The organism is Hungatella sp. SB206, assembly GCF_051132295.1.
In the GTDB taxonomy this organism is placed as follows: domain Bacteria; phylum Bacillota; class Clostridia; order Lachnospirales; family Lachnospiraceae; genus Hungatella; species Hungatella effluvii.
Window position 1 is genome coordinate 4973879 of sequence record NZ_CP096603.1, and the last position, 22628, is coordinate 4996506.

Annotated in this window: 16 protein-coding genes; 3 read left to right on the forward strand and 13 right to left on the reverse strand. The window is 47.9% G+C overall.

Going from position 1 to position 22628, the window contains the following annotated elements:
* Positions 1-9: 9 nt before the first annotated feature.
* Both M1L66_RS22130 and M1L66_RS22135 read right to left on the reverse strand, forming a co-directional pair.
* A complete protein-coding gene (locus M1L66_RS22130; protein WP_434688247.1) occupies positions 10-966 on the reverse strand; it encodes an ABC transporter permease in 957 nt (318 codons plus the stop codon).
* Between the two features lie 56 nt (positions 967-1022).
* Positions 1023-2744 (reverse strand): ABC transporter substrate-binding protein, encoded by a 1722-nt coding sequence (locus tag M1L66_RS22135; protein ID WP_434688249.1) that lies wholly within the window; start codon positions 2742-2744, stop codon positions 1023-1025.
* A gap of 140 nt (positions 2745-2884) precedes the next feature.
* Here M1L66_RS22135 and M1L66_RS22140 point away from each other — a divergent pair, with 140 nt between their 5' ends.
* Positions 2885-3769, forward strand: a complete 885-nt coding sequence (locus M1L66_RS22140) for an AraC family transcriptional regulator (RefSeq protein ID WP_434688251.1) — start codon at positions 2885-2887, stop codon at positions 3767-3769.
* On the opposite strand, the gene M1L66_RS22145 is transcribed toward M1L66_RS22140, so the two are convergent.
* From M1L66_RS22145 to M1L66_RS22165, 5 genes are all read right to left on the reverse strand, one after another.
* The gene (locus M1L66_RS22145; RefSeq protein ID WP_434688253.1) at positions 3766-4590 is read right to left on the reverse strand and encodes an MBL fold metallo-hydrolase; all 825 of its coding nucleotides are present in this window, start codon (positions 4588-4590) and stop codon (positions 3766-3768) included. The genes M1L66_RS22140 and M1L66_RS22145 overlap by 4 nt on opposite strands.
* Before the next feature lie 363 nt (positions 4591-4953).
* Positions 4954-6516: a carboxylesterase/lipase family protein gene (locus M1L66_RS22150; protein ID WP_434688255.1), complete on the reverse strand. Its 1563-nt coding sequence runs from the start codon at positions 6514-6516 to the stop codon at positions 4954-4956.
* Positions 6516-8795: a glycoside hydrolase family 3 protein gene (locus M1L66_RS22155; protein ID WP_187018682.1), complete on the reverse strand. Its 2280-nt coding sequence runs from the start codon at positions 8793-8795 to the stop codon at positions 6516-6518. Before M1L66_RS22155 ends, M1L66_RS22150 begins: the two co-directional genes overlap by 1 nt.
* A complete protein-coding gene (locus M1L66_RS22160; protein ID WP_434688257.1) occupies positions 8795-10120 on the reverse strand; it encodes an MFS transporter in 1326 nt (441 codons plus the stop codon). The genes M1L66_RS22155 and M1L66_RS22160 overlap by 1 nt, the downstream gene beginning before the upstream one ends.
* A gap of 187 nt (positions 10121-10307) precedes the next feature.
* On the reverse strand, positions 10308-11234 hold the full coding sequence (locus tag M1L66_RS22165) for an AraC family transcriptional regulator (protein ID WP_434688259.1): 927 nt from the start codon (positions 11232-11234) through the stop codon (positions 10308-10310).
* Between the two features lie 188 nt (positions 11235-11422).
* On the opposite strand from M1L66_RS22165, the gene M1L66_RS22170 reads away from it, so the two are divergent.
* Positions 11423-14140, forward strand: a complete 2718-nt coding sequence (locus tag M1L66_RS22170) for a sensor domain-containing phosphodiesterase (protein ID WP_434688262.1) — start codon at positions 11423-11425, stop codon at positions 14138-14140.
* A gap of 434 nt (positions 14141-14574) precedes the next feature.
* Positions 14575-15849 (forward strand): EAL domain-containing protein, encoded by a 1275-nt coding sequence (locus M1L66_RS22175; protein ID WP_434688264.1) that lies wholly within the window; start codon positions 14575-14577, stop codon positions 15847-15849.
* A 98-nt stretch (positions 15850-15947) separates the two neighbouring features.
* On the opposite strand, the gene M1L66_RS22180 is transcribed toward M1L66_RS22175, so the two are convergent.
* The 6 genes from M1L66_RS22180 to M1L66_RS22205 form a co-directional block, all read right to left on the reverse strand.
* Positions 15948-17840, reverse strand: coding sequence for an extracellular solute-binding protein (locus tag M1L66_RS22180; RefSeq protein WP_434688266.1), 1893 nt, complete (start codon positions 17838-17840; stop codon positions 15948-15950).
* Positions 17841-17861: 21 nt separating this feature from the next.
* The gene (locus tag M1L66_RS22185; protein WP_434688268.1) at positions 17862-20318 is read right to left on the reverse strand and encodes a response regulator; all 2457 of its coding nucleotides are present in this window, start codon (positions 20316-20318) and stop codon (positions 17862-17864) included.
* A 462-nt stretch (positions 20319-20780) separates the two neighbouring features.
* Complete coding sequence (locus tag M1L66_RS22190; protein ID WP_187018671.1) at positions 20781-21110, reverse strand: helix-turn-helix domain-containing protein; 330 nt, start codon at positions 21108-21110, stop codon at positions 20781-20783.
* Positions 21100-21768 carry a PAS domain-containing protein gene (locus tag M1L66_RS22195; RefSeq protein WP_349768844.1) on the reverse strand — a complete coding sequence of 223 codons (669 nt, stop codon included), beginning with the start codon at positions 21766-21768 and terminating at the stop codon, positions 21100-21102. Before M1L66_RS22195 ends, M1L66_RS22190 begins: the two co-directional genes overlap by 11 nt.
* Positions 21765-21920 carry a hypothetical protein gene (locus tag M1L66_RS22200; protein WP_434688271.1) on the reverse strand — a complete coding sequence of 52 codons (156 nt, stop codon included), beginning with the start codon at positions 21918-21920 and terminating at the stop codon, positions 21765-21767. The genes M1L66_RS22195 and M1L66_RS22200 overlap by 4 nt, the downstream gene beginning before the upstream one ends.
* A complete protein-coding gene (locus M1L66_RS22205) occupies positions 21917-22504 on the reverse strand; it encodes a tungsten formylmethanofuran dehydrogenase (protein ID WP_187018668.1) in 588 nt (195 codons plus the stop codon). The genes M1L66_RS22200 and M1L66_RS22205 overlap by 4 nt, the downstream gene beginning before the upstream one ends.
* Positions 22505-22628: the final 124 nt, after the last annotated feature.

Below are 22628 nucleotides of genomic sequence, written 5' to 3' on the forward strand. Positions count from 1 at the left end.
CTCCGGCCTCTACTTTTCCAACCGCACTCTAGGGTCCAGAAATGCATTTAATACATCCACCAGAAAGCTGGCACATAAAATAGCCACGGCAACCATAAGTGTTGTAACCATAATTACCGGATAATCACCGGAGTTTACAGAGCTTGTAATTATAGAACCGATGCCCGGCCAAGAAAACACATTTTCAATTACTACGGACCCACCGATCAGCATGGGAAGGCGGAAACACAACACCACTAATACCGGTTTCAATGCGTTGCGGAAACCATGTTTTAAATATACTTTCCACTCCGGAATCCCCTTACTCCTGGCCGTCTTGATATAATCTCTGTTCAGCACATCCAACATGGAATTTCTTGCATACCTCATCAAAACCGCACACATGGAAATCGTAAGTGTGAGAACAGGCAGTACCAGATGTGGCAGCCTGGACCAGAAGCCTTCTGCTCCAGGAGACATTCGTCCTCTGGTAGGAAACCAGCCCATTTTTATGGCAAATATCTGTATCATACAGATGCCAAAAAAGAACTGCGGAATTGACTGTCCCACTACAGCCAGAAATCGTCCCAGATAATCAACCCAACTATTCTGCCAAATGGCGGAACAAATACCGATTGTAATGCCAATCATGGTAGATAAGATCAGAGCAAATACAGAGAGCTCCAGTGTTGCAGGCAGACGGGTCGCAATTATTTTGGAAATTGCAGTTCCGCTCACGATACTGTATCCAAAATCACCATGGAGAATATCACCAATCCAATGGACATACCGGACAATCGTCGGATCATTTAAGCCATACTTGTCTCTCAGTGCCTCTACATTAGCTGCATTAGCCGCCGCATCCGGCGAGATAATATAACTGACCGGGTCTAGCGGAGTTAAATCCAGCGCAAAAAAAACAAGCGCGCTGATCAACAGCAGCATAGGAATCATGAGCATAAATTTTTTCATTGTGTATTTCAGCATTTTAAATACCCCTCCTTCTATAAATCACGGGCTGCTAAAGCAGCCCGGATTAAGGATTAATACATTTTCCATTGTTCAAACTTCATATCATAACGATATCTGGGATTTCCAAACTGCACATCATCAGGAAGCCAGACTCTGCCACGATTGATATAGATAATGCTCTTGAACGTTGCAATCGGAAGCTTTAAGAGTTCCTGCTGTTCTAACGATTGCAGTTTGTCAAGCACGGCATCCTGCTCCTCTGCACGGGTTGCAGTCATCAGCCTGTTTGTCAAATCATCAAATACCGTATTTCCCCCTAAAATATTGCTGAAATTTTTATTAGTAGATGTATACTCGGAATACCATTCACTGATATCAAAAGCGGAAAGGCCCTTATAGCTGAGATCGTAGTCCCTTGTCACAAACATTCCCTGAGTTCCGCTCTCCTGGAACATCTGAACGTCACAGGTAATTCCTACCTGGCTTAAATAATAAGCAATCGCTTCCATAAAATCTACCGTAGACTGGTCTTTATAGTAATAACGAATTTTCAGAGGCGTGGAAAAATCATAATCTGCCTCCTTCAGCAATTCTTTTGCCTTATCCGGATTATATGGATACTGATCTAAAGAGGAGTCATACCGCTGATCGTAAGACGGTACTCCGGTACAGGTACGTGTTGCCAGATCCGGGAAAATATTTTCAATCAAACTCTGGGTGTCAATCGCATAGAGAAATGCTTCACGCACACGTTTGTCTGCGATCAGTTTATTTTCATTCCCATCCATATCCTTTAAGTTACAGATAAAATAACGGTAAAACATCATATCAACCGGATATTTCTGAAAAGCAGTAAGCTTGTCCAGTTCACTGATATCACTCGGTGCATTTGTATCATAATAGTCCATGTGATTTGCCTGTGCCTCTGCAATATTATCACCCACAAAATTGATTTGCACCTTTTTAATCTGCGGTGCTGTCCCTTCATAATATGGGTTTGGTTCCAGTACAAAATAATTTCCGGAATTAAATTCAGAAACGTAATACATACCGCTTCCAACTGGTTTTTCCCAGAAAACATTATTGTGAATTTCCAGCGGATCCGCATCCTTTAAACAATGCTCCGGGTAAATTGCAAACTGAGCCAGCACAGGAATCATATTGGAGAATGGTTCTGTCAGCGACAATGTAATCTCATTTCCCTGCACAGTCAGTCCCTCCAACTGGTCACTGGTACCGTCTACCCATGCAGCAGCTCCCTTTAGTTTATTGAATGCCGTGGTGTAGATCCCATTCGCCTGTGACGCATGAAGAAGCGTTCTGATACTGAATGCTACATCTTCGGCTGTCAGCGGCTCTCCATCTGACCACTTTAAATTATCTTTCATGGTAATTGTATAGGTCATCCCGTCTTCCGACATTTCATAACCAGAGGCCAGATCAGGCTTTACATTCTGCAGCGTCTGATCTGCAAGAAACAGCGCACGAAATGTCAACTGCTGGTAAAGGTATCCATTATCTACCCAACAATGGCGCATTCTGGCTGTCAGTTCCGCATTATTTCCGGAGGTCAGATAAAAAGTCTCATCACTTCCCTCCGGCTCTTCTAATGACTTTGCTTCTGCAGCACTGCCTTCCGCGCTGGTGCTTTCCGCTGCACTTGTTTCCGAAGACATCTTTGACTCAGAGGACATACTATCGTTGGAAGTTCCACATGCGGAAAGTGCCGTTATGGTTCCTGCAATGGTCAATACCGCCAATACCTTTTTTAATTGTCGCAAACTTTTTTTCATTACACTCATCCTTTCTTATTAAATATTGCTTATTAATATTGTTCTTATTATATGTCAGGAGTAAACACCTCTCACATCTTGATAAAGGACTTTAATTATGATAGTATGATATCAGCATTCAAGCGGGAGGAGGCAGTCCTGTGCTTAACGATAAAAAATATAAACTTGAAGATATAACCAAAAGAAAAGATACATGGTACATCGAATTTAAGGATTATACAGCTGGACTCTCTCTTCCTGCGTCTCTTTCCGTCTGGCAAAGCGGCTATAAAAACAATTGCGCCCCAGGGCATGTCAGTGGGCCTGCCACCTACGATCACTATATTATTCATTATATTATAGATGGAGGCGGTACTTACTCTACCGGCAGCAAAACTTATCACATAAGTCAGGGCGATGCCTTTCTGATTCTCCCCTATCAAACAGTTCGATATCAGGCCGATTTTTCTGCTCCCTGGAAATATTATTGGGTAGGTTTTAACGGAACGGATGTGAGCCGTTTACTTGGACTCTGTGGATTCACCGATGATAATCTTGTCATCCACTACGATGATGATGGGAATCTCATTCAAAATATGAGTTCTATTGTAAAGCTCTCCTTAACAGGACCCGCTTTGGAATGCGCTCTAACAGGACATCTGTACCAGATATTTTCTCTCCTGATCTCTGTAAATCAAATTCGGTTAAATACAACAAACGCCGACTATTACTATAATACAATTAAGTATATTCAGAGTAATTACGATAATCCGGATCTATCTGTAACTGAAATTGCCAGTTACATTGGCATTAACCGCTCCCACTTATACCGCATTTTCAGTCAGATTTCTCATCAGTCTATAAAAGAATTCATCCTGGATTTTCGATTAAAAAAGGCCGCATCTTTATTGAAATACAGCACTGCCGGGATCGGAGATATTGCTCATTCCTGCGGTTTTTCTGATCAGTCCTACTTTTCCAGTATGTTTAAAAAATTTTACCATATCACCCCCAGGCAATACAGAAATAATCCGCCTTCCAACTAAATCATAATTTCCAGGCCATCATATGCAGGAATGAAACCATCCGACATAAATAATTTTGATAACCGCTCATGGAACGGAGCAAATGAATGAGCAAAATGTGTTGCAATAAAAATTGTCTTTTCTCCTGCATTTTTTTGCTTGAGCATCCGTCCCTTTATTTTCACATTTTCCCCAAATCCCATATGTCCGCTGAAATAGCTGTCTTTGTCAATAGACGTGCAATCCAGAATCACACAATCAAAATAGCTTTCTGAAATTGCTGCCCAAACTTCCTCCGAAAACATTGCTGTATCAAAACTGCACAGAACCCGCTTACCGGACTTACTAATGGAATAAATAAAGCACTCTTCATTTCTCATATGATCTGCTCTAAGCGGTGTTACTTCATAGTCATCCATCTGTACCTTTTGAAAACTATGTAATTCATTAAAAATTATTTTTTTTTCTGATTCGCTGTTATTTAATAAAATACTATTTAAGACCTCGCCTATTCTTCTGTTTCCATAAACCTGTAGCCGCCTTCCTTCATGTGTTCTTGCCATAGGCATAAGCACATTTGCAACATCCATCGGATAAAAATGATCCGGATGAGAATGTGTTATAAGAAGGTTATTTATTTCCGTCAGCCTTAAACCATCGTGTATTGTATGTGCAAAAGTATCCGGTGAAAAGTCTATTAACACACTGTCATCAATTTGTAGTGATGAACGAGTCCTGATATCCTTACCTCCAGATCGTCTGGCCTGCTGACACGATTCGCACTCACAGAATAACGCCGGAAAACCCTCTGAAGCTCCTGTTCCATAAAAATGTATTTTCATTTCCAATACCTCTCTTATATTTTAGATATTATAATATTTTTATGTCCTGTCTCATCATCTCCTTTTAACATAATAAAAGAATTATCCTCGTGAAACTGCTTTTTTCATATATAACACACATTTTATCTTGCATTTATTTCATATTTTATATGCAATTTCACCACTCATGAATTTATCATACTCTTTTATCTCATTCATTTCTTGTATCCATGTTGCGCAAAATATAAGAAATGTTGCATTTATAATTTGCTATCAATTAAAAGCTGTGAACTAACACTGTCAGGGAATATCAGCAAAAGGGGGAAGGCATAAATGCCTTCCCCCTTTTGCTACACCATATATCTTTCGTATTTTTCACCGCAGTCAGTGCTGAATCTCATCCCCCATTTTCGCCATCATGGCCGCCAGGTCAAACTTCGGCGACGCTTCCGCATGCAGCTTTAACAGGCGGTCGTCGTGGTTATGGCGGACCTCGCAGACACGGTCGAAGATCATGGTCGCCTCGTCGTCCTCCCGCGAAGCAGGCCACTGGGGCAGCCCCTCATACTCCGGCTTGCCGGTTCTGGCGAAAGCCATAACCGCGCCGAAGATCTGCTCTTGCAGACGGTCTGACACCTCCGGAATGTTGGCAACCGGAACCAGCTCCGTGTTGTGGAAAACAAAAGGAATATCGGAACAGTGCCACGCCGTCTTTTGATTCTGGTACGGGAACTCCAGCGCAAATAAATAGGAATACACGCTTCCGCCCGCGGCGGCCAGCGCCCGCACAAATTCCCTGGTCGGCCCGCGGAATATTGTATCCAGCGTGAGTAAGTCCGCCGGGTTCTTTCCCGGATACGCTTCGGCAAAGACGGCCTTCAGCTCCTTCCCACGGCCCTGGAAACGTTTGTCAAGAACCGCCTCTAATTCTGCCTCTGGTATCTGCTCCTTGTTAAAGGGCAGCGGCGCCATCGCAAACTCGCCAAAAACCGTACCGACCATCACCGGTATGGTCTTTGCATGTTCCGTAAATCCAACCGCCGGACCCTCTCCTTTGTAGAAATCGGCCGGTTTGGGCGTGCATCCGATGTAACCGCCAGCTTTGGCGACTGCAGGACTCACCCGGTTATACGCAGCTGCCAGGTCGTGGTAGGGAATCGTCTCCAGCCGCCCGGCCTCATCTTCCGTAAGTCCCAGTTCTTCCAGCATCGCCCGGATTAACGGCCTGGAATCGCCAGTAGAATAGGGAAGAATATCGCCCGCCACGCCGCTCATGATCATTCCCTTATGGAACAGCCCGTCGGCCTCCGGGGTCTGCATCAGGCCGCTCACCTTCATGCCGCCGCCCGACTGTCCGAAGATGGTCACGTTGCCCGGATCTCCGCCAAATGCCTCGATGTTGTCCCTGACCCACAACAGGGCGGCCACCAGATCGGCCTGGCCCGCATTGGCGGAGCCAGCGTACTTTTCACCGTAAGGAGACATGTCGAAGTATCCAAGGATGTTCAGCCTGTGGTTTACGGTAACGACTACCACATCCCCGTATTTGCTCATATTTTCTCCGTTGTACGCCTTCTGCTCGATGGAGCTTCCCATGGAAAACGCCCCGCCGTGAATCCAGAACAGCACCGGCTTCTTCGCGCTCCGGTCCAGAGACTGGCTCCAGATGTTTAAGCTCAGACAGTCCTCGTCCTGAGGCCAGTAGCGGTGGGGAACTAAAAGCTCGCCCTGCGGATTGTCCCTTGTCAGCATCGGGCAGACGAAGCCATAGGAGGCCGCCTCCCGGACTCCCTCCCAGGGTTCTGCTTCCTCCGGGAGCTGAAACCGTTTCGCCCTTGCGTAACGGATTCCTTTGAAGATATACGTCCCTTTCCACTGATATCCTCTGAGCTTCCCGGCCTTCGTCTCCACCACCGGGAGGCTGTCATACTGAAACTGTCCTGCCATTATTTTGTCCTCCTTCTGTTCTGTCTCCCATATTTTTCAGTTCTCTCGTCTTCAATCACGCCGTCGAAATTCATGCCAAAGCCGAATTCATAGACATGGCCCTCGCTGTCCACGTAGCACTCCATGTCGAACGCCTCATCCTCTGCCTGCCGTTCCACGGTATCCATATCGGCCGGCATCTGAAGCGGAAGGAGGCCGCAGGGGATAAATCTGCCTGTGATAACGTCCAGCACCGCCTGGGGGGATACCCCGTAATCCACCAGGATCGCGTCAGCGCAGGGCTCCAGCTCCGCCATCACCATGGGATTTTTCAAGTTTACCGATACGATCACCGGGCGGTCTCCCATGCGTTTTTTCGTATCAAGGACAAGATCCAGATCTTCTTCATTTGCCGCAGTATTCCATTTTCCGCGATAGCTCCTGTCGTCAAAATCCTCCAGCGGATCGCCTCCTGCCAGGCTGTGAAGCCTCGCCTGCTTCGCCTCATAGGGCCTGTACTGAAGCGTTACCGGAACGTATCCGCTGCCGCCCTGCTTTCGGTCTTCCGGATCGTAGCCCACGGAAACTGGCGATTCGATGAAGCAGATGGCAGCGTCAGCCTCTTCCGGCGTATCCACGACCACAAAGTAATCGGCGGCCGCGCCCTTGCCGGCAGGTTCCACATGCATATCCGGCGTCATGGAGCTCATAAAATCCAAGTATGGGCGGATATGGCGCCGTGGAATATATACCCTTATGTGCTCTTTAAGCGGAAGCACCCCGGCCCGGTTCTTCAAGAGCGTCACAGATTTCAGCTGGGAAAGGTATCCCTTTTCCGTAAATTCCCTGCAGCCCACCACCTGGCAGGAATGCTCCAAATCCAGGTACGGATTTTCAAACAGACCCGTCTGGAATATGTTTCGGAGCAGCCTGGAGGCGGACCGTTCAAAGCGGCTGCGCATGGCTTCTTCCCCGTATTTTTCACACCCCATCCGGTAAGCCTCCAGCACCGGCCCGGCATCGTTGTTTCCGCCGAACTGATCCACACCGGCCTCCAGAGCCTTTAAATGGCGTTCCGCCTCAGTGAGTGTCTCCACACCCCAGCATTTTCCGGCAAACTCCTCTTCCGTCTTTCCCATATCGTGGGTGATGCCCCAGTCCGTACACACGACGCCGTCGTAGCCAAACCGTTCGCGGAGCAGATCGTTTACGATATATTTGCTGAAGGAATTCCCTACATTTTCACCGCAGGTCTGGTCTGCGCCGTAAGAAATCGTGTAGTAAGGCATCACGGCGCTGGCCGTCTTCGTACCGCCGTTCAGCGAGAAGGCGCCCTCCGTAAAGGGCCTTAGATGCTCTTCAAAGTTCCCGCCGGGATAGACCGCGAACTTTCCGTATGCGTAGTGGCCGTCGCGTCCTGCCTCACAGGGCCCCCCTCCCGGGAAATGCTTTACCATGGTATTGACGCTGTCCGCACCCCAGCCATCCTCGCTGCCCTTTGTAGTCTGGAATCCGTCGCAGTACGCCCGCGTCATTTCCACGGTCAGCTCCGTATGTTCGCCAAATGTATCCGCAAACCGCATCCATCTCGGTTCCGTGGCCAGATCGATCTGCGGGGACAATGCCGTCGTGATCCCCAGCGCCCGGTATTCCGCCGCGCCGATCTCCCCGAATTCTCTTACCGCCTCCGGCTCAAATGCAGCGGTCAGGCCGATTCCATTCGCCCATTTGGATATGGGTTCTCCGGTCACACCCATGTATTCCGCCGCAGCGCCCGCCCCGTGCCTCGGGTCCGAGCTGTTGTTGGCGGGTATTCCAAAGCCGGTGTTTTCCGCCAGCGCCTGAAGCCGGTTGTTCCATTTGACCGCAGTCTCCGTGTCCTGCAGCTTCATAATCAGCACGTGGCGCACCCTGTCTTTTACGATGAACTCCTTCTGCTGATCCGTTAAATCCCACGGGTCCGCTCCGCTCTCATCAAAGGATTTTCCGCCGTACGTGCCCCCGAAAGCGGCTGAAAGCGGCCCCCTGGCCGGAATCAGCTGATGCGCGCTGTAGAGCATCAGGCCGGCAATATCTTCGATCGAAAGCCTGGAAGCCAAGTCCGCCGCCCGCTCTGCTGCGGGCAGTCTCCAGTCCTCATAGGCTGCCAGCTCTCCTGTTCCAAGAAAATCCTTGAAGGCGAAGCCATCCTCTGTTATAATCGTCACCTTACTGCCGAAAGAGATTCCGAGATCCTTTCCCCCCTCATTGTAAATGAGACGGTAGCCCTCCTTCTCTGCTTCGTTCCATTTTTTCTCCATCAATTTCTCCTTTCATGTATTACAGCCAGAATTTTTTCATATTTCTTATCCAGATCATAGAACAAGCTGAGTATGACCACCACGATGAAAAAAATGACCGGAATCCAGATATAATTCATTTGAATCGCGCGAAGCGCGCCTTCTGTCTGCTCCGAATTTTCCACATAGCCGCCGAATTTTAGGATCTGGGCGCCTACCACGCCCGACATTGCCATGCTCAGCTTTACGCCGAAGCCCATGAGGGCGGTCATGATTCCCTGCGGACGCCTTCCCGTCTGCCACTCGGAGTAATCCACAGTCTCCGCTCCCATGACAAATGTCACTCCCATTCCCAGCCCCAGGCCAATTCCGCATAAGACCGTACCCGCCAGAATCCCGGCCAGATTCGTTCTGGAGATCAGCACCACAAGGTTTCCTGCGATGGTAGCCAGCCCGCCGGACAGAATGCAGTTGCGTTTTCCGATCTTCTTTGCCAGAGTCGGAATCACAAATGCCATGAGGAAAGAGAGCAGTGTCGGAATCGTCATCAGAAGGGAGGCAATTCCCTCGTTGTTTAGGTAGTATTTTGCATAATACATGGTGGACTGATTTTTCAGAATCATGCCGGCAAAGGTGAAGAAGGTGATTCCGCAGAACAGAAGCCAGTATTTGTTTTTGACGGCAACCTTTATAGCGCCTGCCACGGAATCCTTTTCCGTCTCCGGTATGATCCGCTCTCTCGTATTTTTAAAACAGATCATCAGAAGTATGATGCCTACAGCCGCGTACAGAACAACCGTACCGAAGAAGCCTTTTTTCTGATCCCCCCGGCCGATCATGCCGACCAGCGTCAGGGTCGCTCCCATGACGATGAATCCGCCCAGACTGGCTCCGAGAGACTTAAACATATTAAAGGAGAGCCGGTCGGATACGTCATCCGTCATGCAGGACAGCATGGTGCTGTATGGAATATTGAGGGCTGTATACACGATGCAGAACAGAATATAGGTGATCAGTGCGTAGATAAATTTGCCAGTTCCGCCGAAATTCGGCACCAGGAACATGGAAGCGCTGATGATTCCGAAGGGAACCGCCATCCACAGCACGTAAGGCCTTGCTTTTCCCCATTTGGTATGAGTCTTGTCGATGACTACCCCCATCATCGGATCCGTGACCGCGTCCACCACTCTGGCGACCAGCATAATCAGGCTGATGGCCCCCAGTCCGATCCCCGCTACATCGGTATAGAAAAACATCAGATACGCTGTAATCAGCTGAAACATTAAATTGCAGGCCAAATCTCCCAACCCATAACTGAACCGTTCTTTTAACGAAATTTTCTCCATTTTTAAATAACCTCTCTTTTTTTGTTAAGGACGCGTCTTATGTTCTAATTGTATCGGATTCACTTTGTGAAATCTTTACATTATTTATTGAAAACAGATACGTTTCTTGACATTTTTTCAAACGCTCCTTAAGAGAGGGCCGGCAGACGCTGGAACTGCTCCAGTATTCTGCCGGCCATGGCCTATACTAATTGTTGTCTCTCTGTGGTTCCACCACCCTGATATGGGGCGGATATTCGGCAGAGACGGTTTCCTTCACGGTCTCCCGCCTGGGGTTCTTTTTCCGGTACTGGGAAGGCGTCATGCCGTACGTGTCCCGAAAAACATTGATAAAGGACCGGGTATCCGGAAATCCGCTGCGCATGGCAATCTCCAGGATGGAGTAATCCGTCTCGAGCAGATCCCGGAACGCCTTGCTGACGCGGACCTGATTCAAATGCGTCTTGAATGTGTTGCCCGTATACTTCTTTAATATTCTCGCCAGATACTCCATGGACACGTTAAAATGGTCCGCCACCCCCTGCAGCGTCAGCGGTTCCTGGTAGTTCTCTTCCACGTAGTCCAGCACCACGCGCAGGCGGTCGATATACTTCTGGCTTTTTACGGCCGAGCTGTTTTTCGGTCTTTTAAAATACGTGAGAAGAAGGTACATCAGCTGATGGAGCAGCGCATTCTTCTTTAAATAGCCGTACTCTTCCGCAGGGCTCAGCTCCAGACGGATCAGGTCATCGAAGATCCCCTTCAGTTCATGCAGCCGTTCTTCCGCTCCCTCCAGTTCGAAGGTAATCTGATCGATCTCAGGACATATCTTTTTCAGAAATTCGTAGGAAATAAACAACGAAATACCGTGAATCTCATCCCCCGGATCTTCCGGTACTTCTCTTGGCTCCAGGGCATGAATATCCCCGCTGTTGATCAGCGTGATGCTTCCGGCGGACACGGCTTTCTTCTTCCCGTTCATATAAAAATCGGCTTCACAGTCCAGCAGATAATCGATCTCAATGCTCCGGTGCCAGTGCTCCAGAATCATGTAATTAATCTGTCCGCGGTGCAGGCGAAGCTCCATCGGCATCTGCTCACTCTGCATAAATGTCTCATGATAAAATAAGTCCACGGTATACTCCCTTCTCCCCGGGCGGCCTTCTGTTTCTGTTCCTATTTTAGCACAGAGCTCCTGCGTCTACAATATAGAAGATGGGGCTAAAATCGCTTCGTCCTCTCTTTATTCCTTGCAACAGCCTGCTAAATATGGTACTCTTAAAGGCAGTATAATTTATCATGATAGCGGACCCGGAGGCACTCATGCAAAAGAGAATATTTCCTGTCATTTTTACTATAGCGCTGGTTTTTTCCAGCATTTTTTCGGTTTCATGCCTTCATAATCTTCAAGGCAATGCCATGGTCATAAACCACGCCGGCATTGTCCGCGGTGCGACCCAGCGTCTCGTCAAGGAGGAGCTGAACGGCATTCCCAATGACTTACTGATTGCGAAGCTGGACGGCATTCTCGATGAACTGCAGTCAGGAAACGGTGATCACGGGCTGATCCGCATGGACAGCAGGGAGTTTCAGGACCTGATTCTCCAGATGGTAGCGGACTGGAGCATTTTAAAGGAAGAAATCTATCTTGTCCGGTCCGGCGGCGATGCGGAACTTCTGTTCAAAAACAGTGAATCCTACTTTGATCTGGCTGACCAGGCGGTTCTTGCCGCAGAGCAGTTTTCCGAAAAAAGAGAACTTCTTGCAGAAAAGAGCCTGCTTCTGTTAAACTGTTTCTTCGTTCTGATGATCTTCTTTTTCTACCTGTACAGCTCCGAACAGGCCAGACGTCAGAAGAAGCTTCAGGAGATTGAGGAGGAGGACCGGAAAAGGAAGGAACATCTCTCCCATATGGTGGATAACCTTCTCGGTCCCATGAATGAGATTTCCGAACTCGTCTACGTCTCCGACCTTGAAGATCACACCTTGTTATTTGTAAATAAAGCCGGCCAGGAAACATTTCACGTCGATACCATGGACGGACAGAAATGCTATAAAGTCCTGCAGGGCTTCGATTCGCCGTGTGAATTCTGTACCTCTCCGATCCTGAAGGAGGGTGAGATTTACACATGGGAATACACCAATCCGCTGACCCGGCGCCACTACATTTTAAAAGACCGGCTGATTCAATGGGAGGGGCGGGCTGCCCGTATGGAGCTTGCCTTCGATACCACAGAATCAGAGAAGGAGAAGCTCCAGCTTAAATTGACGCTGGAGACCAATGAGATGATTACGGAATGTGTCCAGACACTGTATCAGACTGAAGATATTGATACCGCCATCGCCCAGGTCCTGGAGCACCTCGGAAGTTTTCTTTCCGCCGACCGGGCCTACATCCTCTACATAAGAGACGGAAAAATGTACAATGACTATGAATGGTGCCGCCACGGGGTCGAATCGCAAAAGATGAATCTTCAAGACCTTCCCCTAAACCTGATCACCCGCTGGCTGACTTATTTTAGCAGAAAAGAGTGCGTGTTTATCGAGGATATGGAGCAAATACGGGAATCTGATCCTGAAGAATACCGAATTCTCCATGCGCAGTCAATTACCAGCCTGGTGGCCGCCCCTCTGGAGCAGGATGGCACTCTGATCGGGTATCTGGGAGTCGATAATCCGCCGCCCGACCGGATCCAGAACATAGCTCCTCTGCTTCAGACGCTGTGCTACTTCCTGATGCTGGCACGAAGCCATTCGGAAAGCAAACAGCTGCTGACCCATTTAAGCTATTACGACAAACTGACCGATTTTTACAACAGAAATAAATACATCGTCGATACCGGGGCTCTGGCTCATTCGAAGCAGTCTGTGGGTATTGTCTATCTGGACGTCAACGGGCTCAAAGACATCAACGACCACTACGGTCACGAATTCGGAGACCGCGTCCTGATCGAGTGTGCCAAACGGATTAAATCCACCTTCACACAGGCGGATTTCTATCGGATCGGCGGGGATGAGTTTGTCATCATCAGTCCGGGCATCACGCAGGAGGTTTTCCTGAATCAGGTGCGTGAGCTGAAAGCCAGGTTCCGGAACGACTCCGACTGCCAGGCTGCCATCGGCTCCCAATGGATGGAAAGCATTGAGAACATCAGCCGGATCATCGCGGCGGCCGACGCGAAAATGTATGAAAATAAAAAGGCATTCTACCGGATCAATCCTGTGTCCCGCAGATACCGCCGCTGCAACGACAGGCTGCTGCAGCATTTATCCGATTCTGAAACCTTAAAAAGGGAGCTCGCTGAAAACCATTTTCTTGTTTATTTTCAGCCTAAGATTTCGTCGGAAAACCGCCTGATTGTAGGCTGTGAGGCGCTTATCCGCTACACACCGCAGCCTGGCGTCCTGATTACTCCCAACGAATTTCTTCCTCTGCTGGAGGAATTCGATACGGTCAGCCTGATCGATTTCTACGTTTTCCGATTCGTGTGCTCCAAACTTAAGGCGTGGCAGGATCAGGGAAGACAGATTTTCCCTGTATCCGTCAACTTTTCGCTCCGCACTCTGCGGGAGGCGGCGCTTTCCGAACGGCTCCTGGCCATCTGTAACCAGTTTGGGATTCCGGCGGGCTATCTGGAGATCGAAATCACGGAAAAAGTTCATAACGAGGAAAACCTCAACATCAAACAGTTAATCACAGAGCTTCAGAACGCAGGTTTTACGGTTACTCTCGATGATTTCGGCACGGAATGTGCCAATGTCGTTCTCATGTCCGAGGTGAGCTTCGACGCGTTAAATCTGGATAAGAGCATGGTCGATCACATCACCACGAATTCCAGGAACCGGGCGATCGTGGAATCCATCTCCGAGGTCTGTCTCAAGCTGGGAATCCGCATGGTGGCGGAAGGAATCGAGAGTGAGGAACAGTTTGCAGTCCTGCGCGCCTGCGGAATCGATCTGTTCCAGGGCTACTTATTCAGCAAGCCGGTTCCTGTGGAAGAATTTGAACAGGAATATTTAGGAAAACAGGAAACGGAATGACAGCAGCCGTTCACAAAAAAGAGAAGAGGAACCAGACCGTATCGACAGTCTGACTCCCCTTCTCTTTTTCATTCGGTTTTATTTCCTCCACCCTGCTGCTCTGCCGCCAGCTTTCCGATCGTGTCGGAGGCAAATGTACAGGCAGCAGTCGGTGAGCAGCAGAATCAGGGCACCATGGAATGATCAGATCACGCTGCACGACTTCGGTATCATATAACGATTTTGCAAAATTTTAGTCTGCAACATTGCCCGGCAGTTACAATTGTGATATAGTTATAGACAGCTTAGCTGATTTTATAACTTTTTCGTATGTTTTTAAGATAACTTTCTAATATGACATATAATTCGCAATCACCGGCTTTAACAGAATTTTATCTCATAAACCAAACAGATATTCATTTGATAAAAAGTAATGGAAAACAGAGGATAACGCGATGGCTGATTTAAAAAATGAACAATGGATAAGAACACGTTATGAAGAACTATGTAAAAGGAATTCCGAAGAATACGCCCTGGTCAGCATGAAAATCAAACGTTTTCGCATTTTTAACCGGCTGTTTGGACGGGAAGCCGGGGATCGCCTGACCGCCATGATTTATGACTGCGTTGAGTCCTGGTTGAAACCCGAAGAATATATAGCACATATCCATTCAGGATATTATCTTCTTCTGGTTCATATACCGGAGGATTATGACGATATCTTTCATTATATTATCGATATTAATACGAGAATACGCGACTGGCCCTACGGTGAGCAGTACGGAAAAATATATATGGGATACGGTATATTCCGGCTTGGGCACAATCCCCCGGATTTCCTTACCGCACAGTACAATGCCGATATCTGCCGTACAGAAAGCGCGGAAAGCCGTCTGCGCAACTCACATATGGAGGTATATGGGCTGACTTACCGTGATTCGAATCTGGGAAATTACAATCTGGAACAGGATTTCCGTCCGGCGATGGAGCACGAGGACTTTAAGCTTTATCTTCAGCCGAAAGTAGATCTGCAAACGGGAGAGGTCAAGGAAGCCGAAGCACTGGTACGATGGATTGATCCGGTAAAAGGGATGATACCTGTAGGAGAGTTTTTGCCGGAGCTGGAAAAAAACGGCCTGATCGGCGATCTGGACTTATACATGTTTGAACATGTATGCCGTGTCATTAACCGCTGGATTGATCTTTATGGCAAGAAAATTAAAATCAGCGTCAATCTTTCCAGTAATATGTTTAATTACCGCTACTTTTTTGACGAATACAAGCAAGTATATGAAAAAGTCCCCTGTCCCAAAGACTGTATAGAATTTGAGCTTCTTGAAAGCATTGTATTAAATCAGATAGACCTGGTGCAGACCGTGGTGAAACATCTGCGGGATTACGGTTTTACCTGTTCTCTTGATGATTTCGGTAGCGGCTATTCCTCTTTCAGCGTTTTGACAAACACAGAGCTGAAAACCATGAAAATTGACCGCTCTCTGTTCCAGAATTACTCAGACCCCAGGGAACGAATTCTGGTCCGCCATATTGTCGAGACCGCCAAAGAACTGAATTTAAAAACAGTTGCCGAAGGTGTTGAAACAAAGGATTATGTAGAATTTTTAAAGGAACTGGGATGTGATTATATACAGGGGTTTATTTTCTATAGACCCATGCCTGTAGATGAATTTGAACAGCGGTTTTTACAGAATGGTGAGCGGGCGGAGGTTTAATTATGATTTCCGGTAATATGTTCGTCCCAAAAATGAAAAAACTTTGGCTCTGCTTGTTGAGAGCCAAAGTTTTTCTTATACACCTTTCAAAAAAGAATTCAAGGTCGTTTTGCAGCCTTGAACCGGATTCGGTCTTTATCCGGGGCAACGCGCTTTTCTGTCATTACATAATTCCGCAGCGCATCTGTCATCGTAATACCGGTTTCCGTCCCGTCTAATGTCCCCTCCGTAAACGCTCCCTTAATATAGGAGATCGTATACAATGCGTCCGGCTGCAGTTTTCCGCCGCCCTCCAGAATCACCCCGGAAACACGTTCCCCCTCTTCTCTATCCAGATGATAAGTAAGATTTACGCCGGAGACAGCAAAGGGATGAAACCGGCTCACCTTTCCCTCCTGCTGCTCCTGTCCTGATGTGGCTCCGTATTCCAGAAGAGACAGGAGCTCATGGCCCATCATTGAAACGCTCATACTCATAAGAGGCGTATCCATATGAATCTGTGTCATTCGGGTGATATCATCTTCGGTGACAAATCCTTTGTACAGCTTTGCCCTGGTTCCCCCTACGGGGTCATAACCGTTCACCTCCGATACGGCAATCAGGGCAATGTCCGTGCCGGTTGCCGCGCGGAGAGCATCTGCTTTTAAGCAGCCTGCCTGAGGAATGGTAAAATCCTCCTCCGCCTCTCCTAATACCTGCACCGGAGCAGACCCCTGTTCTAAAATCAGGCTGCATTTATCCAAAATCTCCCTGCTGTCTATCTCTCCCCGTATAAATCCTCCGATATCCGTGCTCAATACAGAGGAAAACATATCATAGGTTGGCCGCATGATATAGCGTCCGCTTTCTATATGTGTGTGGATCTGGTCCAGTACCGGATCGTCCGGAATGACGGCTCCAATGGTAGCAGGCATCATACCGAGCCCATCCTCCACCAAAAGATTCTGCCCTTCCTCTGAGGCGATAAAGTCCATAAGTTCCATCACTGCCTTCCGCTTCTTCTCATTGCCCGGCTGCTTCAACTCATTGTTGACTCCGAAAAAGAATCCCAGATTCAAAAGCCAGCCCTGCCCATCTGTCATACTGAAATGGGGCATGAAACAAAACTCATCCTTACTGTTTGAGTTAAGCCTCCGGATATGGTCGATCTCCCCGCTGCCGATGGCAACCTCCCGGTTCGCCATTGCCTCCAGATTGGCGTTGAGCGTAACATCCATATCTTCGGCCCGGACTGCCCCGGTATCCATCATGCGCCGCATATCCTGAAAAGCAGTTTCCATAGGTTCCAGAGAAATCTTCTCTCCCGCCATAAGTTTATTATGCCAGTTCTGCCCTTCTACCTGTGTCAATGTGTCCAGCGCGGAAAAGACGCTGTACTGATAAATCTGGTAGCTCTGTGAGGCAGAGTCAAAATAGCTGTTCCGAAATCCACGGATTCCGGTCCTGTCAATCTTTTGGCTCAAAGCCAAAAGTTCCTCATAGTCTCCCGGAACCTCCCAGCTATTTTCCTCAAACAATGTTTTATTATAGATATTGCAGTTAAAACTTAAAGGCCCCGGAATCAGGCGAATATGGCCATCTTCATCTGCCTGAAGTACATTCGGGTTAAAATGGGCCGGAAAAATCTGGGTAGACAGATCCATCAGATGGTCCGACATGTCAGTCTTGGGGATGTGGCCTGCCTTCACCATCAGGATATCTCCAAAATCATGATTCTCAATACGGGCAATATGCTCGCTGATCCGGTACTGCCCCGTATAGCAGTCCTGTACCAGCCTGATATCAGGAAACCGCTCCTTAACAGCAGCCGCAAAATGATCCAGTTTGGAATTACATGTGATAATGATGGTCATCTGTTCCGTACCGGAGTCTGCCATTCCCAGTAAATTCTCATCCACAACGGACGCACCAGGCGCTGAACATCCCCCAAGCGTTCCCAGTATAGCCAGCATACATAACACTACACTAAAACTCTTTTTATCAAATATCATTTTGACCCCGTTTCTGCTCTGCTATCCGCGTATTTTTCTAATTTCCTTCAACATAGCGGACATATCAAGCGGTTTTGCAAAATGCGCATCCATTCCCACACGTTTCGCCAGCTCAATATCATCTGCAAAGGCATCTGCTGTCATAGCAAAGATCAGCACCTGACCGGCATCTGCACGTTCCATCTGCCGGATCGCTCTGGTTGCCTCGTAACCATTCATAACAGGCATCTGTATATCCATAAAAATCATGGCATAATAACCAACCGGTGAATTCCGGAAATGCTCCACCGCCTCCTGCCCGTCACGTGCCGTCTCCACCACCGCACCAGTATAGGACAGCATCTCCTGGGCAATCTCCAGATTTATTTCATTATCATCTACCAGCAGAAGCCGTTTGCCTGACAGGGCATTTCGTTCCAGCTCTTCCTTTGGCTGCTCCAGATCACAACGGAGGTAATATTTCTGAATATTGTGGTAGAGCGTTGATTTGAAGAAGGGCTTTTGGATAAAACCATTAATACCAGCTTCACCTGCCTCCACTTCTATCCCATTCCAGTCATAGGCACTGATAATCAAAATCGGAACGTCATCACCTACTACCTCCCGGATCTCTCTTGCCGTATCGGTTCCTTCCAGATCCGGCATACGCCAGTCCAGAAAGATAATGTGGTAATCGTCACCATCAGAGACAGCCTCCTTTACCATTTTGACTGCTTCCCTGCCCCCATACGCAGCATCCGCCCTGGCCCCCAGTTCACGAAGATAGCCGGCTGCAGAACGGCAGGTGTCCGGATCATCATCCGCCACCAGTACATGAATAGCCGGAAGGCTCATCTCCTCCGGTGCACCTGCAACGGGAAAATCCATTTCTACCGTAAATACACTCCCCCTGCCCGGTTCACTCTCGACAGTAATGGTACCGCCCATCATAGTCACGATCATCTTTGTAATGGCCAGTCCCAGACCGCTTCCTTCAATTTTATCGATCTTGCTGTCCCGCTCTCTGGTAAATGAGGTAAACAGATTCTTCTGGAACTCCCGGGATATACCAATACCTGTATCCGCCACCTTAAACACAAGATGGACAAGCTTCTCATCCTCTGCAGCTTCTTCTGTCACATCCAGACTGATGCTTCCCCCTTCAGGTGTAAATTTTACTGCATTTCCCAATAAGTTTATCATAACCTGATTCAGTCGGAGAGAATCAAATATCAGACTCTCATGGCGGATATCATGAAGCCGTATATTAAATATCTGATTTTTCCGAAAAACTGTGGGCTGGGTAATGCTCACCAGGTTCTGCATCAATTCCACCAGCGACGCCGTATCATTATTCAGAGACATTTTACCGCTTTCGATCTTGGACATGTCCAGAATATCATTAATCAGTCCCACCAGAAGACGGCCGGACAAATCAATCTTTTTCAAACAGTCCTTCACCTTCACAGGTTCCTCTATATGATCCTGTGCGATCCTTGTCATTCCGATAATGGCGTTCATGGGAGTACGTATATCATGAGACATATTAGAAAGGAACCGGCTTTTCGATTCATTGGCACTCTCCGCTGCTTTACGCGCCACCTCTTCTGCCTTGAGCACCTTCCTCGTGGAATCCGAATAGAGCAGGATAAAAGCAAGCACAATCAGGGTTCCTACCACAAACAGGCATAGAAATGTAATCATGGTTGAGCGCATCAAACGCCCGCTGACCACATTCACCGGCACCATCGTGACCAGCTGCCAGTCATTCACCTCCACAGGCGTATGGTTCAGATAGTACTCCCGATTCTCCAGTTGTACCGTCATCAGTTCCTGCCGGCCGCCCCGTATATTATTCCGAAATGAGTCAAGAGAGCCGCGCTTAAACTCAGCCTCCCCCAGGCTGTTAATTATATTATATCCCGTTAAGATATTCTCCTGGCTGGTGCGAAATAGCGCGACGCCATCCTGATGTATAATATACATCCTTAATTCTCCGTCAAATGCCTGAATATTCAGCATATCAAACAGATTCCGGCTGTTATAGACCACACCCAATGCACAGACGGTCTTTCCTCCGACAACCTGCTTTTCAATGGGTATCAAAAAGATCAGCCTGCCCTCTGCCGAGAACATATTATCGAGTATAATCGGCTGCCGGTCTGTAAGCAGCGTCGTTGTCACTTCCCGGTTCGAAAGCAGAGAAAAAGACATCTCCCCATCGTAATACATTGCGTCCTCATCCACAAGACATAAGGAGTCAAATCCAAAAGCTTCCTTCTTATCCTTAATATAGCCGTTCAATACTGTCCAGTCATCACTTGACAGATCTGCAAAGTACCGGTAAAACAAATCCAGCATATTCCACTGGCCACGGGACTGCTTTTCAATGGATGAGGCTATCTGTGCGGATAACTCGTCCAAATGCCGGGAACCTTCCTCATATGCAGTCTGCCGGATCAGCATGGCATTGAAAATAAGGGTGATAATTATAAGCATTCCAAAACCTGTAATTAGAAGTTTTCTCCACAACTTTATAAAATACTTTTTCATACTATCATTGTCCTGTCCGTGTTTTTTGAATTATATAGTTCTGCTATTTGTTCCCTTCCACAGCACGGTCCCGTCGTATACCTGACCGGCAATCTCCAGATCCCCCTGGGGGTACACTCCCGAATGACAAGTTTATGTACTTCCTAAAACATCACCGAGGCTGTTTCAGAATGAAATCATGACTTTATATAGTATGTCAGATGATAAATCAGGAATAACTGTTTTAGCTGTGAAAATATCTGCGCTGCCATAGTTGGTACCTATACAGAATTATTATAGCGAATAAAGAGAGTATACGCAATATGGATTTATTAAAAACCTCTGAAACCGGGCTGACGCCGTCGGAATACAGGAATTCCTTTCCCAACCGGCTGAGGTACGATACATGAGATACCGCAGCCGCTGCCATCATTTATCCAGCTCCAGGTAATATTTCATTAAATCCACCGCGCGCTCCTGTTTTCTTTCATCCCACTGCCTCAGGATGCGGCAGGCCCTGGCAGCGTTCGATATTTCATTTCCGGTCCTCTTTCCAAAGAGGATGTAATCGGAGGAAATCTCCAGGATTTCCGTCAGCTCAATCAGGGTATCAATGGACATTCCACAGGTGCCGCGCTCTATATCACCGTAATAGTGGTTCGCCCTTCCTATTTTATTCGCGACCTCTGCACTCGTCAGCCCAAGCTCTTTCCGCCTTTTTCTAATCCGCCTGGCCGCCTCCACACGATTATACTTCATATTCTAAACCAGCCTCCTGCTGAAAATTCCGGCTGGCGCCGCAGACTTTTTTCCTCAGCTGTCTGCTGGTCACCGTTATTTCTTTCAAACACGCTTCACACCGCTTCGGATTGTTCAGAGAGAGGACCGCCACGTCGGACAGCCCGCCAATGATATTGGCCATGGAGTGGACATCCTCGTTTAACTCTGATACAAAGCAGGTCAGCCACTGTTTCATCTGTTCCACCTTCTGAAGCTCGCTGATTAACAGTTCCGATTTCTCTTCCAGCTCCTTCCGGCTCCTTCGTATGTCCGTTATATCGTAGAACACATTCCAGATCAATGGGACTCCCCGATAGGTTTCCCCGGAAAACCGGCCGTTCATGGCAAGCCATACCGTCTTCCCCCTTTTCGGTTTTACCGGACACTCGAATAAGTAGCCTTCCTTTTGCTTTTTCCACGCTTCCTCTATCTTACTGGACATGTAGTCAAACGTCTCGCTGTCCTTCCTGTAATACTCATCAACCCGGTTACGATACTTTAAATAAAACTCATCTTTTGTATAACCGGTCAGACCGTATGCGTAATCATTCGCCCACAGGATGGTAAAATGCTTGTCAAAAAGATGCTTGCTGACCCCAAAATGCATCCCATCTATAATCATTTCATATTCATTCACCTTACCGCCTCCACTTCGTTCCTTTCTGAAAAAAACTTCCTGTTCATCTCTTCCTGAAACTGCTCGAATTCCCGCATTTTATCCAATGCGCCGCATATCTCGCAGACTATGTCCTGCTGTCTTCTCTTTCGTTTGCATTCACTGCATATCATAGGACCCTTCCTTTTTTTCTGTTTAAGATCTTACCTGATCCGGCCAGGCCGGACACTTTGCTGTCTGACTGGTTATTGGTACAAAATTGGATTTCCACCTCTCTGAGCATCCGCTGAAGCTCCAGGGCACTGCGAAAACTGATGTAATTTCTGCCGGTAATCGGACACCGGAACCTTCCCTGCATCGTGGCATTGCCTCGGAACAGAACCTGAATCTCAAGAATTTCCCTGGCCGCCGGCGCCTGGGCCTGTAACAGATCAGACATTCTGTGCCAGTCTCCGGCCATTTTCTCCAGTTCGTTTTTCTTTTGGGACAGTTCCTGGTACCGTTCCTTTTCCTCTCTCTGCAAAAAACGGGGAGCCATGGAAAGCATGGGGGTACCAATCCGTTCACAAATTTCGTCTGTTTTCAGGATCAGCTGGTCCATTCCGTAAAATAAGACCGGCTTTCTCAAATAGCGGTTAATAATCTGCCCGAAGAGCTTCTCCTCCTTCTGTCCGTGAATCAGAACCAGCATGATCCCCGCCCGGTCCGTGCCGGTCAGCTCCTTAAACCGTGCCTCCAGTTCCTGTTTTTCTACCATACATCTATCCTCTCTCCACCGGTTTTTGACCCTCGCGGCAGTCATCAGACGGACCCGCAGGTGCCCGCGCCCGCCCGACTCATTGTCCGCGGGAATAAAAGTGGGAACACGTTCTGCTGTTTTC